A 14,995-nucleotide genomic window follows, 5' to 3' on the forward strand; every position below is an offset into this window, starting at 1 on the left:
CGCCGTGTATGCTTTCAAAAGTTAAAAATTCACCTTATGCTGGATATAGATAAATTATCGCTCAATATACCTGATACTACCAAACCCCGTGTCGTGATCATTGGCGGTGGATTTGGGGGCATTAATGTAGCCCAAAAACTGAAGTGCAAGGACTTTCAAGTCGTGATGCTCGACCGTCAGAACTACCATGGTTTCTGGCCATTGCTTTACCAGGTAGCCACGGCAGGGCTTGAGCCTGATTCCATCGCAGAGCCACTCCGTAAAATGTTCGGCAGCGACGAGTTCGAAGACTTTCACTTCCGTCTGGTCAAAGTAAATGGCGTGAATCCTATTGCTAAGACCATTCATACCATAGTGGGTGATTTGCCCTATGATTACCTCATCATAGCGACAGGTACCAAAACCAACTACTTCGGCAACGAAGAAGTGAAGAAAAATGCCTTTCCGTTGAAGCAGATTCCGCATGCCCTGAACTTGCGCAGCCAGCTGTTTCAGTGCTTTGAACAGGCTAGTATGACCGCTGACCCGGATCTGCAGCAAAGTCTGCTCAACTTCGTGATTGTGGGCGGTGGCCCGACTGGTGTAGAAACAGCAGGGGCCCTGGCCGAGATGCGCAAGCATATCCTTCCGACAGACTATCCTGGGGTGGACTTTAGCAGGATGAACATTTACCTTATAGAAGGTATGGACCGCGTGCTGCCACCGATGTCTCCGGAGTCGAGCGAGAAGACGCTGAAATACCTGCAGGATTTAGGCATCAATGTGAAGCTGAATGCGCTGGTAGAATCTTATGACGGCTATGTGGCCACTATCAAAGGGGGAGAGCAGATTCAGACGCAAACGTTGGTGTGGGCTGCCGGTGTACAGGGTGCCCTGATCGACGGACTGCCGGCAGAGGTTGTGGAAAGAGGACGCATACTGGTAAACCGCTACAACCAGGTACTCGGCTATGATAACATTTTCGCGATCGGAGATATTGCCCTCATGAAAACCGACAAATGGCCTAAAGGGCATCCGGGGGTAGCGCAACCTGCCATACAGCAAGGAAAATTGCTGGCTAAGAACCTGAAGCGCCTGATCAAAGGGGAGCAGTTGGAGGAATTTGAGTACTTCGATAAGGGCTCATTGGCCATCATCGGGCGAAACCGTGCTGTGGCTGACTTGCCAAAAGACATCCATTTGGGTGGTTTCTTTGCCTGGGTTACATGGCTGTTTGTGCACATTATGTACCTGATCGGCTTCCGCAATAAACTGGTGGTGCTAAGCAACTGGATATACCGATTCTTTACCTATGAAAACGGCACACGCCTGATCATCCGACCTTTTGTGCGGAAAGGAGACCGGGCGAAGCGTCAGTTTGTTGATAAGTATAATATGGAGTAAGTTGAATTGTAGATTGTTAAATTGTTGGTTCGCAGTGCCGATAAAACAAAAAAGCCCCAGTTGTAAGAAACTGGGGCTTTTTTATTCCCTACCTCCTCGGAGGGGCAGGTTAAATCTGTATGGACAAAAATCAGCGATTTGATCCGTTATTCCCATTACCGGTGCCACGGCTTGATTCCTGACGCTGCTGTTGCATCGGGTTCGGCTGCTGCTGACGGTTCTGCTTGAACAGGTCGAAGCGGGATGGGGCCATACGACGTGGGTAGCTGTTGTTGGACAGGTCAGTGTCAGCAGTTTGCAGGAACGGATCCAGCGTGAAGCTTACCACAGGCTTTTCTGTTACAAATACCTTGGTCACTTCGTCGTTGTTATAGCGCCAGATCTCGGCCGGGATGTTCACTACTTCATCCGTGCCGTCTTCATATTCCATCCGTACGATCAGTGGCATTACCAATCCACCGAGGTTACTGAATCCTACTTCATAGAAGTTCAGGCCGGAGTCCAGCACTTTCTTCTCGCTGTCAGACAGTGAAGCATAGAAACGCTGGTAGCGCTCTTTGTCAGTGGCAGTAGTAGCCAGTGGATCGTACTTGTTGTAGAAGTCAGCCAGTTCCGGACGCTCATCCAAACGAGTCCGCTTGATATCCTGCAGGTTGCGCTGCTGAGAAAGTGTCTGTGGTGCCTTGTTCTGCTGCTCGCGCTTCTGGGCGTTCACGAAGTCAGGGTTCTGTGAGTCGATGGTAAACCATTTTACACCTTCGATGGCGATGTCAGTATGGTCGGTGGTGTAGAACCAGCCTCTCCAGAACCAATCGAGGTCTACCCCCGAAGCGTCTTCCATGGTGCGGAAAAAGTCGGCTGGCATCGGGTGCTTGAAGGCCCAACGGTTAGCGTATTCTTTGAAGGCATGGTCGAACAGCTCACGGCCCATTACCGTTTCGCGCAGTACGTTCAGGGCAGTAGCCGGTTTGCCATAGGCGTTGTTGCCAAACTGCAGTACCGACTCAGAGTTGGTCATGATCGGCACCTGTGTATTTTTGGCGCTTTTCATGTAGTCTACTATGTTAGCCGGCTCACCACGGCGTGACGGATAGCCTTTCTCCCATTCCTGCTCAGCGATGTACTGCATAAAGGTATTCAGACCTTCGTCCATCCAGGTCCACTGGCGCTCGTCCGAATTGATGATCATCGGGAAGAAGTTGTGGCCCACCTCGTGAATGATCACCGTGATCAGGCCATACTTGGTGTTGGCCGAGTAAGTGCCATCAGCCTCCGGACGGTAGCCATTAAACGAAAGCATTGGGTACTCCATGCCACCCACCGGGCCGTGCACCGAAATAGCTACCGGGTAAGGATAGTCAATCGTGTGTTTGGAGTATACCTTAAGTGTGTGCGCTACCGACTCCGTAGAGTACTGGCCCCAAAGCGGGTTCGCTTCTTTCGGGTAGTAAGACATTGCCAGGATGTTCTGGTTGCCTACTTTCACGTTCATGGCATCCCAAATGAACTTGCGGGAGCTGGCCCATGCGAAGTCGCGCACGTTTTTGGCACTGTATACCCAAGTTTTTTTGCCTTTTGCTTTGTTCTTCTCAGCCTGCGTAGCTTCTTCCTGCGTTACGATCAGGGTTGGCTTGTCGGCTTTGGCGGCATCGGCGAAGCGCTTCTGCTGTGCGGAGGTTAGCACCTGGCTGGCATTCTGTAGCTCTCCCGTAGAAGCCACTATATGGTCAGCAGGTACAGTAATGCTCACTTTGTAGTCACCGAAAGGCAGCGCGAACTCACCGGCTCCCAGGAACTGCTTGTGCTGCCAGCCATTCACGTCATCGTACACGGCCATGCGCGGGAACCACTGTGCCATCTCATACAGGTAGTTGTTGTCGCCCGGGAAGAACTCGTAACCGCCGCGGCCGCCGAGTGCTTTCTGGTCATTGATGAAGTTAAACCAGTCGATGCTGAAGGTGTAGGACTGCTTTGGCTTAAGTGGCGCAGGCAGGTCGATACGCATCATCGTGTTATTGATGGTATACTTTAGGTCCTTGCCATTGCGGTCTTTCACAGCTCGTATCTTATAGCCACCATCAAAGGCTTCGCGCGTCAGATGCTCCACAGCCGCAGTCGACATCCTATCCTGCAGGGTGCCGGTCTGGGTCATGTTGCTCATCGACTTCGGCTCGAAGATGTTCTGGTCGAGCTGCACCCACAGGTATGAGAGCACATCTGGAGAGTTGTTGGTATAAGTGATGGTTTCGGAGCCGGTTATTGACTGGTTTTCGTCGTTGAGCTCTACCTTGATGGTGTAGTCGGCACGCTGCTGCCAATACTGGTGACCGGGAGCACCTGAGGCTGTGCGGTAGGTATTGGGAGTAGGCAGCTCCTGCCCAAGCTGGCCAAATTTCGTGTCCTGCGCCATGGCCGCAAAAGGCCCGGCTAACAGTCCGAAAAATGCCAATCCTCTGATTAGGTTTTTCATGTAAGGTATAAGGTGAGTGGAGATTAGTTTGAAGGTATAGGCTGAGGTTGTTTTGTAAAGTTTAGAGGCGTTCTAAAAAATGTTTGTCTCGATCATCAGGATCAGCGAAATGCCGGCTGCTGCACTAGAGAGCACCAGAATCCAGTCACGCTTTTTGGCTCGGAACAGATTCATCATCAGGAAACCAATTACCAGCAGAATGCTCACGATCAGAAGCTGCCCCAGCTCAATGCCGATGTTAAAGGCCAGGAGCTGCTGCCAGGTCTCACCGTTGCGACCGAGCATCGACTTCAGGAAGTTTGAGAAACCCATCCCATGAATAAGGCCGAACGTTATTGCCAGCAGATTGTGGAACGACCAGATCGGGTGCTGCTTCGATGCGGCGCCGTTCAGCTTAAAGAAGTTGATGAAACAAGTGAACAGGATCGTCACCGGAATCAAAAATTCAATCAGCGCAGTATCGAATTTGATGATGTTGAAGGTGGAGAGCGCTAGTGTGATGGAATGTCCAATGGTAAAGCTGGTGACAAGTGCTACCACCTGGCGCCAGTCGCTCAAGGTATAGATGGCGCAAAGGGCCAGTAAAAACAGCATGTGGTCGTAGGCTTTAAAATCAAAGATATGATAAAAGCCCAGTTCAATGTAGGTAGAGAAAACCGATGACACGATAGAAGTATAAAAGGGTGGAATTACGGCTAAGGTGCAAATTAATGTTTCGCCGGGAAGTTTGCAAGAGTGCAGGGATGGGAGAAATACTATTGTTAAGAATATCCCGGCCGATAGGTATACCAAGGTATAGCCAAGTATACCCATTAAAGTAGCGTGTTGCTGCAGATGGTTAAGCTGGGCAGCCTATTTTAGGATCTGCTGCCCGTCCTCCGCTCTCACCTTCTGAAAGAACAGCAGGTGATACTCCAATGCATTGCCCCAGTATGCCCAGCTGTGCGCGCCAGGGCGCTCTATGTAGTCGTGCGGCACCTTTTCGTATACCAGGCGGCGGTGCATTTCGCGATTGTCCTCTATCAGGAAATCATCCACACCACAGTCAATGATCAGGTGTACCCCATTTTGCTTCAGCTGCGGCACCATGTGTACAATGGAGTTGGCTTTGTATACCTGCTCGTTTTCCGCTTTTGGACCTAGTACGGCCTCGATGCTGGGGAGTAGATTTTTGCGGTCTATACCAGATACATTGAGGGAGCCGCTCATGCTGCCCGCCGCCAAGTACAGCTCCGGATGTCGTGCTGACAGGTATAGCGCCCCGTGTCCGCCCATGCTCAGGCCGGATATAAAACGGCCGCTGCGCTCTGATATAGTCCTGTACCTGTTCTCAATCTCCTGACGGAGCTCCTGTGTGATGAACGTTTCATACTGGCTCGCTTTGTCGACTGGGCTATCAAAGTACCAGCTGCCGAAGCCGCCGTCGGGTGTTACGATGATGAGCTGATACTTATCGGCCATGGTCTGTAGGAGGTCTTTCTGAGGCGGAACCTTGAGCCAGTTGCTGAAGTTACCGCTGTAGCCATGCAACAGGTATAGCACCGGGTAGGGGCCATTCTTTTTCTTCTTGTAGCTGTCTGGCGTCACTACGCCGGCCTTCAGCGTCTTCTGCATCGAAGGGCTTCGGATGGCCAGGGTATCCACTTTTGCCTGGGCTGTAAAAAGAGCGAGCGTCAGGAGAAGAGCAAGGGTATAACGTATGAAAGTCATCTTTTTGATCAGGAAGCTTGAACCTGCAAAATAGGCATTTGGATGCAAAATGCTCAAGTGCGGCGCTTTTTTCCTGCTGCCCGGTTTGTGTCGGCTATACCTGCCTGTAAAGTTTGGGAGGTATGTGCGTATGTATAGATGGAACCAAATAGAACAATGATGCTGGAAATACTACCTGAAACCCATGATAACATACTGGCCGTGCGTGTGCGCGACAAGCTAACCATACCTGATTTTGACCAGTACCGCAACATGGTGCGTGACCTGATGCTCAAGAACGAAGAAACGCACATCTACTATGAAATGGTGGATGTGGACTGGATAAACCCAGTGGCGGCGATCGAGAACGGACTGTTCGACGTCATCCACGGACTAGACTACGGCCGTGTAGCTATGGTGGGGGAGAAGAAGTGGCAGGAGCTGTCGGCCAAGCTGGCCAGCACGGTGAAGAAGCACGGCATTCGCTATTATGACCTGGCCGAGAAAGAGCAGGCGATGAAATATGTGCTGGAAGGAGACGACTCTACTCCAACTCCATAATATCCTCGTTCCACAGCTCAGGCTTCTCTTTAATGAAGTCTTCCATCATGTCGATGCACTCAGGCAGATTCAGGTCCACCACCTCCACGCCATGCGACTCCATAAACTCACGGGCTCCACTAAAGGTCTTGGATTCGCCTACAATTACCTTCGGGATTTTGAACTGCACGATCGTGCCAGCGCACATATAGCAAGGCATCAGGGTGGAGTAGATCACGGTATTGCGGTAGGAGCCGATGCGGCCGGCGTTGTTGAGGCAATCCATCTCGCCGTGTAGAATTGGGTTATTTTCCTGCACCCGCTTGTTATGCCCTGTGGCCACTACTTTGCCGTCTTTTACCAGCACCGAGCCAATAGGTATACCGCCTTCGCTGCGGCCTTTTTTAGCTTCGTCTATCGCCAGTTGCATGAATTCGTCCATAGGTATAGCTCTTATTAAAATGTGGGAAAGTTCGTGCTTTGGGTACGGCTGCCCGCTGCAGGTGGTTATAAAAACAAAAAGGCCTCCCCATGCGGGAAGGCCTTTTGTTCAACTAAACTTTACTCTTAATACACAATCAATTCATTATTCGGTGGGCAGCTGAATGTCCACGTTATTGAAACGAATCTGCCCGCCTTCTAGTACTGCTTCTACTACAGAATCTTTATTTATAGTACCGGCCAATATCTCCTTCGATAGCTCGTTGAGCACTTGGCGCTGCAGCACACGCTTGAGCGGGCGGGCACCGAACTGCGGATCGTAACCCTGCTCGCCCAGGTAATCCTGCACTTCGTTGGTTGCGATCAGTTTTATACCTGCTTCCTCCAGACGGTCTTGAATGTGGCCAAACTGAATCGAAACAATCTTGCGGATGTCCTGACGGCTCAGTGGACGGAACATCACCAGCTCGTCAATACGGTTCAGGAATTCCGGTCTTACCGATTTCTTCAGTAACTCAAACACTTCGTCTTTGGTACGCTCAATCACTTCGTCGTGGTTGAACTCGTCCATACGCTCAAAGTTGCTCTGGATGATGTGCGAACCAATGTTCGAAGTCATGATGATGATCGTGTTCTTGAAGTTCACCACACGGCCTTTGCTGTCGGTCAGGCGACCATCGTCGAGGACCTGCAGCAGGATGTTGAACACATCCGGGTGCGCTTTCTCGATCTCGTCGAGCAGCACCACAGAGTATGGCTTGCGGCGAACAGCCTCAGTCAACTGACCACCTTCGTCGTAACCCACGTATCCTGGAGGTGCACCAATCATTCGGCTCACAGCATGGCGCTCCTGGTACTCACTCATGTCGATGCGGACCATGGCATTCTCGTCGTTGAACAGGTAATCGGCCAGCGCCTTGGCCAGCTCGGTCTTACCCACACCTGTTGTACCCAGAAAGATGAACGAACCAATCGGACGTTTCGGATCCTGCATACCGGCACGGCTTCGGCGTACAGCGTCAGAAATGGCCTCGATAGCTTCTTCCTGACCTGCCACTCTACGGCCCAGTTCGCGCTCCAGGTTGAGCAGCTTCTCACGGTCGCTCTGTAGCATCTTGCTTACAGGTATACCGGTCCATTTGGCTACCACTTCGGCGATGTCTTCAGAAGTAACTTCCTCCTGCAGCATCGGGTTCTCGCCCTGCATCTGGCGTACCTGCTCCTGCAGCTCCTTCAGTTTCGCCTCTGCTTCCTGAATTTTGCCGTAACGTAGCTCTGCCACACGGCCGTAGTCGCCGCTGCGTTCGGCCTGCTCAGCCTCCAACTTATAGTTCTCGATGTTCTCCTTCTCCTTCTGAATGCCCTCGATGATCTGCTTCTCGTTCTGCCACTTGGCTTTCAGGTCATCGCGCTTGCCACTCAGGTCAGCGATCTCTTTGGAGAGCACCGCTTCTTTGTCTTTGTCATTCTCACGGCGGATCGCTTCCCGCTCAATCTCCAGCTGCATGATACGGCGCTGAATCTCGTCCAGTTCCACCGGCAGAGAGTCGATCTCGATACGCAGTTTCGCAGCCGCCTCGTCCATCAGGTCGATGGCCTTGTCGGGCAGGAAGCGGTCGGATATGTAGCGGCTCGACAGCTCCACAGCCGAGATGATCGCGTCGTCCTTGATGCGCACCCCGTGGTGCACTTCATATTTGTCTTTTATACCGCGCAGGATCGAGATGGCGTCCTGTACGCTTGGCTCGTCTACCATCACGGCCTGGAAGCGACGCTCCAATGCCTTGTCCTTCTCGATGTACTTCTGGTATTCCTTCAGGGTAGTAGCACCGATGGCATGCAACTCGCCACGGGCCAGGGCTGGCTTGAGCAGGTTGGCTGCGTCCATGGCGCTCTCGCCGCCGGCCCCCGCACCGATCAGGGTATGGATCTCGTCGATGAAGAGAACGATCTCTCCCTCGGCATCCACGACTTCTTTGATCACTGCCTTCAGACGCTCCTCAAACTCACCTTTATACTTGGCACCTGCCACCAGCAGACCCATGTCGAGGCTCATCAGCGTCTTGTTCTTCAGGTTCTCCGGTACGTCACCGGCCACGATTCTCTGGGCCAGACCTTCCACGATGGCTGTTTTACCCACACCAGGCTCACCCAGCAACACCGGGTTGTTCTTGGTGCGGCGGCTCAGGATCTGCAGCACACGGCGGATCTCTTCGTCGCGACCAATCACCGGGTCGATCTTGCCGTTGCGGGCCATTTCATTCAGGTCGCGGGCATAGCGCTTGAGCGAATTGTACTTCGCCTCGGCGTTCTGATCTGTTACCTTGGCACCGCCACGCAGTTCTTTTATAGCTTTTTTGAGGTCTTTTTCGTTGAAGCCTACATCCTTCATGATGCCAGCCACCTTATCGCGGCCAGCCAGCAGGCCCAGCAGCATGTGCTCAATGGCCACATACTCATCGCCAAACTCTTTCAGGTATGATGTAGCCTTTTGCAAGGCAGCTGCTGCATCGTTCGCCAGGTATGGACTGCCGCCGCTCACCTTTGGATAAGCTGCAACTGTCTCATCCAGCTTGGTGTGCAGGATGTTGCCGTTGATGTTTAGTTTTTTGAGCAGAAAGCTGGTGACGTTCTCATCTGTCTCCAGTATCGCTTTTAAAATATGCCCGGACTCAATAGCCTGCTGCTGAAAACCGCCTGCTATCTCAGTAGCCTTCTGGATGGCTTCTTGGGCTTTGATGGTATAGTTATTAAAGTTCATGTCCCTACTTGTTTCCCCTTAGTTTTAGTTCTACGAGCATCACAGCAAAGGATACACCAATGGGATTTAAAGGTGATTTTACTGAAATTATGGCAGGGAAAGTAGGGGGTTTTTAGATAAATTCGGTCAAAATGACTGATTGCGTTGATCTCAAAGTGTCTTCTAGACCCGTGAGATCAACGTACCTCACTTTTAAACACCGCCGCATAGTGGTCTGCCAATCTTGTGGGTTCTGGTAGTTTATATTTTGTAGTACAGGCCATTGCTATCTTCGTTGCCGATTCCAGGTCCATCAGGTGGCCAGGTGAGATAAACACAGGCTTCACATTATCCTTGGTGCGCAGCACGTTTCCGACCAGTTCGCCTTTGTGCTCCAGCGGCGAAAGAGACCCTTTTAACGTATCGGGTTCCTTATACTTGCCAACCAGTACTTTCTTGGCAACACCCATCGTAGGCTTATTCAGTTGCAGTCCTAAGTGGGTGGCTATACCTAAGCGGCGGGGGTGTGAGATGCCGTGGCCGTCTACCATGATCAGGTCGGGCTTCTGTTGCAGTTTCTCATAGGCCCTAAGTAGATTAGGCGCTTCGCGGAAAGAGAGAAAACCAGGAACATAAGGCAGCTCCACCTCCCCATAATGCCATACCTTCTCCAGCACCTCTAACTCCGGGTATGAGAGCAGTACAAAAACCGAAAGTATATGATCCTCCCCCACAAAAGAAGAGTCACAGCCGGCGATCAGCTTCAGGTCAAAGTCGGGTTTCTGAATGATAACCCGCTCCTGCATTTCCCGTTGCTGCTCGGTTAGGCGGGCAAGCAGGGCAGGGTCGGGAGCAGGTTGATCGAAGCGGCGGTAGTAGGGCATATGAGAGTGAGTGATTGAGTGAATATTTTTGATTGAGATTACGTCAGGTAGCTCTGGCAGTTTAATTTCCTGTATTTCTTTTGTTGCTTCTCGCCTTAGGATAAGTTTGAGTGAAGATTGATATAGACCCTTCTCATTCAATCGTTCAACTACTAAATTAGAACTCCCTCAATCACTAACTCACCAACTCACTCACTAAATCACGCACTGCAGGGGTGGATCAGTTTGGCGAAAAGCAGTCGCCACTGACCGTCTACAGGGCCAAAATGAAACTCAAAGGAGGTGGCCGTGTGCAGGACTGATCTTTGCACAAGAGGCAGGGTGGCTTTTATCTGTTTGATCTCTGCCTCAGAAAGGCTGGCGTAATCCCAGTAGCCGCTTTTCTGAAATTTGGAGGGACCTGAAACGAAACAGCCGTCCTTACTGTAGCCGGATTGGCCTTTGTCGTAGTTCATGCCTGCGCAGTCAAACGATGGCCAGGCCTCTTCCTGCAGGTCACAGGTCTTTACCTCATCACCAACAGTAAAGAAGGATCTGTCTTGAAACTCCCGCTTGAAATCACGGATGTCCGTAACGTGAGTCATTTTAGGCATGGCTCCTGGCTGCTCGATGACCCAAAGCCCATGATCAGAGTGGATGAACTGGTTCAAAACGTTGGCATCAGATGCCTGTAAGGATGTCAGGAAGACGGAAAAAGCCTGCGGAAAAGCCATGGTATCCTGATTTGGTATGATTCCTCTGCGGATGTGCTCTTCCTGTACCTCTTCCAGCCGCTGATGCTCGTCTGCCTGCTGCTCTGCCATACTCTGCTCTGAGTCGCCGGACCCACAGGATGTTATACCTGGCAACAGTAGCAGGCAAGCCATAAAAGTAAAGATAGTACTACGCATAGGTCTCGATTCTAGGTATAGCTTCTATACGCTGTTTTGAGCCGTACGGCTTATACCTGAGGACTTTGAAAACACCGTATTTTAACTATTGCTATTTCAAGACGTAAATCAAACTGAAGCTTTACAAACGAAAACAAACTAAATGGCAAATTTCATATTCAACGATAGCGTACAAATAGAGGCTGGGAACGTACGGCTCATCGGCGACCTGGCTGTGCCGGAAAATGCAAAGGGACTGGTGATTTTTTCGCATGGCAGCGGCAGCGGCCGGCTCAGTTCGCGCAACCGTTTTGTGGCAGACCATCTGCAGCGTTCCCGATTTGCAACCCTGCTGTTCGACCTGCTCACCGAAGAGGAGGACCAGCGGCGGGAGAACCGGTTCGACATTCAGCTGCTTACGACGCGCCTGATCGACGCCGTGAACTGGGTGCAACATCAGGAGCATGCCCAAAACCTGCGCATCGGACTATTTGGCGCCAGCACCGGAGCAGCCTCTGCTATAAGCGCTGCTGCTGCTCTGGGAGCAGACATAATTGGTGCTGTTGTAAGTCGCGGCGGTCGCCCCGACCTGGCCAACGAAGTGCTACCCGATGTGCAAACTCCAACGCTGCTGATTGTGGGAGGACTGGACGAAGAGGTGTTGGAGCTTAACAAACGGGCGCAAGACCAGATGCTTTGCCTCAAAGACCTGGAGATTGTGCCGGATGCCACCCATTTGTTCGAAGAGCCGGGAGCACTGGAAATGGCAGCCCAACTGGCAACTGACTGGTTCCGGAAATACTTGGAGCCCGGCAAACAGCACCCGTTGAGGAGTTAGTTACTGAATGAGTGATTGATTGGATGAGTGATTAATTGAGGAAGCGTTTTAAAAAGTTAAATCCTCAAGAAAAGAATTTTAATGGATCTTTTTAAGGTGCTCAACTTATCCTAATAAATAAGAATCACTCATTCACTCAATCACTAAACCACTCAATATTAAAAACCATGGAAACGATACCAAACAGACAGGTGGCTGCGGAGATGCTGGCCGATCGGCTGGAGCACTACAAGGGGCGGAAAGGAGTGGTGTTGGCTATACCCCGGGGAGGAGTGCCTGTGGCAGCGCCTATCGCCAAGCGGCTGGATATGCCCTTGGATGTGATCGTGTCTAAGAAAATCGGTCATCCTGCCAACCCAGAGTTTGCGATAGGAGCGGTGAGTCTGGAGGATGTGGAGGTGGATAACCGGTCTGATGTGCCAGAGGAATACATACAGGCTGAGGTTGAGCGTATAAAAACAAGTCTGCGCCAAAAGTATAAGTTGTTTATGGGTGACCGGCAGCCCGTTGACCTGCGTGACCGCATCGTGATCATTGTGGATGATGGTATTGCAACCGGCAAGACCCTGCTGTCTACCGTGAACATGGCCCGGCATAAGCAACCCCGCAAGATTATTGTAGCTGTGCCTGTGGCTCCACAAGCTGCAATAACGCAGTTCGAGGCTATTGTGGATGAGGTAATGTGCCTGCTGGTGCCCCCTTTCTTTCAGGCGGTGGGACAATTTTATGAAGAATTCGGGCAGATAAGCGACGAAGAGGTGATACGCCTGCTCAGGCAACAAGGTAATCGTCAGTAGGATAGGGACTGAGTTTAACGGTCGACGAGCAGGTGGCGAATAAAGGCCCTGCCCGGTAGCGTAGCTCGTACCATGTACATCACACCGTCACTCAGTTCTGCCGTGTTGAGCAGTTGTACGAAATTTCCCCGATTGTCAGCTTCCGCTTCAAACTCCTTTACAAGTTTTCCCTCCAAGGTATAGATCGAGATACTGAACTTCTCCATAGGCTGCAATGCCAGCATTTGGACCGTAACCGGGCTATTGCTTTTAGTGCGGGTTGGGTATACGCGCATCTCTTCAGTAGTAGCCTGCATCAGGCTCACAGCCAGTACCGGCGAGAAACTCTCTGTACCATCAAAATCTACCTGGCGGAGGCGGTAGTAGTTCACACCATTGCCAGCTTCTTTGTCCTGAAAGGTATAGCTCTGAGGTAAGGAGGTAGTGCCTGTACCTTCTACACGACCAATGGCAGCAAACTCGGTAGCAGTTTGGCTGCGCTGCACTTCAAAATAAGCGTTGTCCTGCTCCGATGCCGTTTCCCAATCCAGCTGTACCCCACTTTGGGTCGGTTTGCCTTTGAAACTGTGCAGCTCGACTGGAAGCGGAATGATAATCTCATTCATAATGGCCTCAAACCAAACCTGGGCCATTTTTTCTTCGCCAAGCTTATTGGGATGCAGCCCATCATAAGAGTCGCCCATTCCTGCTATCGAATTAGGATTCGGGTCAGGATTAAATCCGGTGTTCTGATCTACCAGCACTACTTGGGAATCAGGATAGCGGCTATCGTTATTCAGAGCAGCGACTAGTGTAGGTAGCTGTGCATTGAAGTGTGGAATCTCTTCGCCAAGTTCTTTTAAATACACATCTTTCTCATTCGCTGGAAGAAGTTGTGCCATCAGTATGACAATAGCGGGGTTCTGTTCCCGTAGAACCTCTGCTATTTGTTTCAGATCTTCGAGCGTGCTTTCTATGGACTGCTTCTGGTTAAGGTCATTTGTGCCCAAGTGCAGCAGCACAATGTCAGGGCGATGTGCCTCCGCCCAATCTTCAATGTTCTTTCCATCTCCCCCATTTAGTATTTCATCTGCGCGCCAACCCCAGTGGCCTTCGTTTCTGTTGCTGAATGATTGTCCTTCGTAATCAGCAAAGGAAGGAGTGCCAATATAATTCTCTGTTTGAGAACCAACGAACTCAAAATTAACGCCTTCATCGATCAGCTTTTTCCAAAGAGCATACCTGTAACTATAGAGCTCCATGTTCCCCTGCGTGATCGAATTGCCCAAAGGCATGATCTTGATTGGCTGGGCCTGAGGATAGGCCTCTAAGCTAATGAGCAGGAGCAGGATAAGGGTATAAGCATGTTTTCGGTAGCGAGAGAGAAGGGGGAGCATAGAACTGTAAGCTAAGTGGTTGGTACTAAGTAGCTCTTAAAACGTGCGCAACCCTCTTGAGTTGCGCTTGTGAATGGGCTTCAGGTGCTACTCTCCTGACTTTCTGCGATGACGTTGTGCAGCTAAACTGTACAATGTCTCTTCGTTCGCTTTGATGGCATCATACCAGCGCTTGGCAATAAATTTCTCGCCGGCAGTGTTGGGGTGCAGCGAATCATAGGTATGGGTGTCAGGATAGTAACCGGTATTGATGTCCACGACTATAATTGGAGATTTCTGAGTTGAAAGTCGTGAAGCCAGTTCAGGTATAAGGGATACAAAATGCTGTGTAGAATCAACGTTGGCGTAAGTGGAGGGTATAGGTGTAATCTTGGCTAGCATGATAGCGACGTTCTCGTTATCTGCACGCAACAAACCGATGATCTGCTCTATCCGCTCCAAAGTGCCCTTTGTTGTTTTGCTATATATCATGTCGTTTGTACCCAGGTGCATGAGTACTACATCAGGCGTGTAGCCTTTAAGCCAATCACTTAACTTTCCTTTGTCACGCTTGTACTGGGTGGGTTTTTCGTAACCATTCAGCATGTCGCTGGTCGTCCAGCCCCAGTGGCCTTCATGCTTGTTCAAAAATTTGGCTCCCTTATATTCCTGCCCGATTACAGGAGAGGCCGCGTCTGCACTCTGTTCAGGGTTAGTCGCATCAAAGCGCCAGTTCGTGTCCATAGAGCCTACGAATTCAAAATCCAGTCCGGCATCTACCAGCGTCTTCCAGAGTTCGTATCGGTAACTGGGATGCGTGTCACCTCCCTGCGTAATGGAATTGCCCAAAGGCAGGATTCGAAGCGGAGCTTCTTCCAGTTGAGGTTCTATTTCTTCTTCTGTCTGATTGTCTGTACAGGCGGTAGAAAATAGGATAAATGAAAGAAATAATAAATAGCTATAGTTAATCTTAAATTTCGAAAACATAT

General features: G+C 50.8%; 13 protein-coding genes. 4 read left to right on the top strand and 9 right to left on the bottom strand.

Annotated elements, in window-relative coordinates; genetic code table 11:
- The first annotated feature begins 36 nt into the window (after positions 1-36).
- Positions 37-1,383: an NAD(P)/FAD-dependent oxidoreductase gene (locus I0P70_RS09785; protein WP_196117196.1), complete on the top strand. Its 1,347-nt coding sequence runs from the start codon at positions 37-39 to the stop codon at positions 1,381-1,383.
- 130 nt (positions 1,384-1,513) lie between these two features.
- On the opposite strand, the gene I0P70_RS09790 is transcribed toward I0P70_RS09785, so the two are convergent.
- The 3 genes from I0P70_RS09790 to I0P70_RS09800 all read right to left on the bottom strand — a co-directional run bounded on the left by I0P70_RS09790 (position 1,514) and on the right by I0P70_RS09800 (position 5,563).
- The gene (locus I0P70_RS09790; protein ID WP_196117199.1) at positions 1,514-3,853 is read right to left on the bottom strand and encodes a M1 family metallopeptidase; all 2,340 of its coding nucleotides are present in this window, start codon (positions 3,851-3,853) and stop codon (positions 1,514-1,516) included.
- A gap of 72 nt (positions 3,854-3,925) precedes the next feature.
- Complete coding sequence (locus tag I0P70_RS09795) at positions 3,926-4,519, bottom strand: HupE/UreJ family protein (RefSeq protein ID WP_196117200.1); 594 nt, start codon at positions 4,517-4,519, stop codon at positions 3,926-3,928.
- A gap of 186 nt (positions 4,520-4,705) precedes the next feature.
- Positions 4,706-5,563 carry an alpha/beta hydrolase family protein gene (locus I0P70_RS09800; RefSeq protein ID WP_196117202.1) on the bottom strand — a complete coding sequence of 286 codons (858 nt, stop codon included), beginning with the start codon at positions 5,561-5,563 and terminating at the stop codon, positions 4,706-4,708.
- A gap of 138 nt (positions 5,564-5,701) precedes the next feature.
- On the opposite strand from I0P70_RS09800, the gene I0P70_RS09805 reads away from it, so the two are divergent.
- Positions 5,702-6,103 (top strand): STAS/SEC14 domain-containing protein, encoded by a 402-nt coding sequence (locus tag I0P70_RS09805; RefSeq protein WP_230392105.1) that lies wholly within the window; start codon positions 5,702-5,704, stop codon positions 6,101-6,103.
- Here the strand turns inward: I0P70_RS09805 and I0P70_RS09810 are convergent.
- The 4 genes from I0P70_RS09810 to I0P70_RS09825 form a co-directional block, all read right to left on the bottom strand.
- Positions 6,087-6,524, bottom strand: a complete 438-nt coding sequence (locus tag I0P70_RS09810) for a nucleoside deaminase (protein ID WP_196117204.1) — start codon at positions 6,522-6,524, stop codon at positions 6,087-6,089. The genes I0P70_RS09805 and I0P70_RS09810 overlap by 17 nt on opposite strands.
- A 144-nt stretch (positions 6,525-6,668) precedes the next feature.
- Positions 6,669-9,284, bottom strand: coding sequence for an ATP-dependent chaperone ClpB (clpB, locus tag I0P70_RS09815; RefSeq protein ID WP_196117206.1), 2,616 nt, complete (start codon positions 9,282-9,284; stop codon positions 6,669-6,671).
- A 176-nt stretch (positions 9,285-9,460) separates the two neighbouring features.
- The gene (gene nfi / locus I0P70_RS09820) at positions 9,461-10,147 is read right to left on the bottom strand and encodes a deoxyribonuclease V (protein ID WP_196117208.1); all 687 of its coding nucleotides are present in this window, start codon (positions 10,145-10,147) and stop codon (positions 9,461-9,463) included.
- A 200-nt stretch (positions 10,148-10,347) separates the two neighbouring features.
- A complete protein-coding gene (locus I0P70_RS09825; protein ID WP_196117210.1) occupies positions 10,348-11,037 on the bottom strand; it encodes a hypothetical protein in 690 nt (229 codons plus the stop codon).
- A gap of 142 nt (positions 11,038-11,179) precedes the next feature.
- Here I0P70_RS09825 and I0P70_RS09830 point away from each other — a divergent pair, with 142 nt between their 5' ends.
- Together I0P70_RS09830 and I0P70_RS09835 are read left to right on the top strand one after the other, a co-directional pair.
- Positions 11,180-11,854, top strand: coding sequence for a dienelactone hydrolase family protein (locus tag I0P70_RS09830; protein ID WP_196117213.1), 675 nt, complete (start codon positions 11,180-11,182; stop codon positions 11,852-11,854).
- A gap of 167 nt (positions 11,855-12,021) precedes the next feature.
- Positions 12,022-12,651 (top strand): phosphoribosyltransferase, encoded by a 630-nt coding sequence (locus I0P70_RS09835; RefSeq protein ID WP_196117215.1) that lies wholly within the window; start codon positions 12,022-12,024, stop codon positions 12,649-12,651.
- Positions 12,652-12,665: 14 nt separating this feature from the next.
- Here I0P70_RS09835 and I0P70_RS09840 read toward each other — a convergent pair whose 3' ends face one another.
- Together I0P70_RS09840 and I0P70_RS09845 are read right to left on the bottom strand one after the other, a co-directional pair.
- A complete protein-coding gene (locus tag I0P70_RS09840; RefSeq protein WP_196117217.1) occupies positions 12,666-14,027 on the bottom strand; it encodes a GDSL-type esterase/lipase family protein in 1,362 nt (453 codons plus the stop codon).
- Between the two features lie 87 nt (positions 14,028-14,114).
- The gene (locus tag I0P70_RS09845) at positions 14,115-14,993 is read right to left on the bottom strand and encodes an SGNH/GDSL hydrolase family protein (RefSeq protein WP_196117219.1); all 879 of its coding nucleotides are present in this window, start codon (positions 14,991-14,993) and stop codon (positions 14,115-14,117) included.
- Positions 14,994-14,995 lie beyond the last annotated feature (2 nt).

The organism is Pontibacter sp. FD36 (assembly GCF_015686655.1).
Lineage (GTDB): Bacteria > Bacteroidota > Bacteroidia > Cytophagales > Hymenobacteraceae > Pontibacter.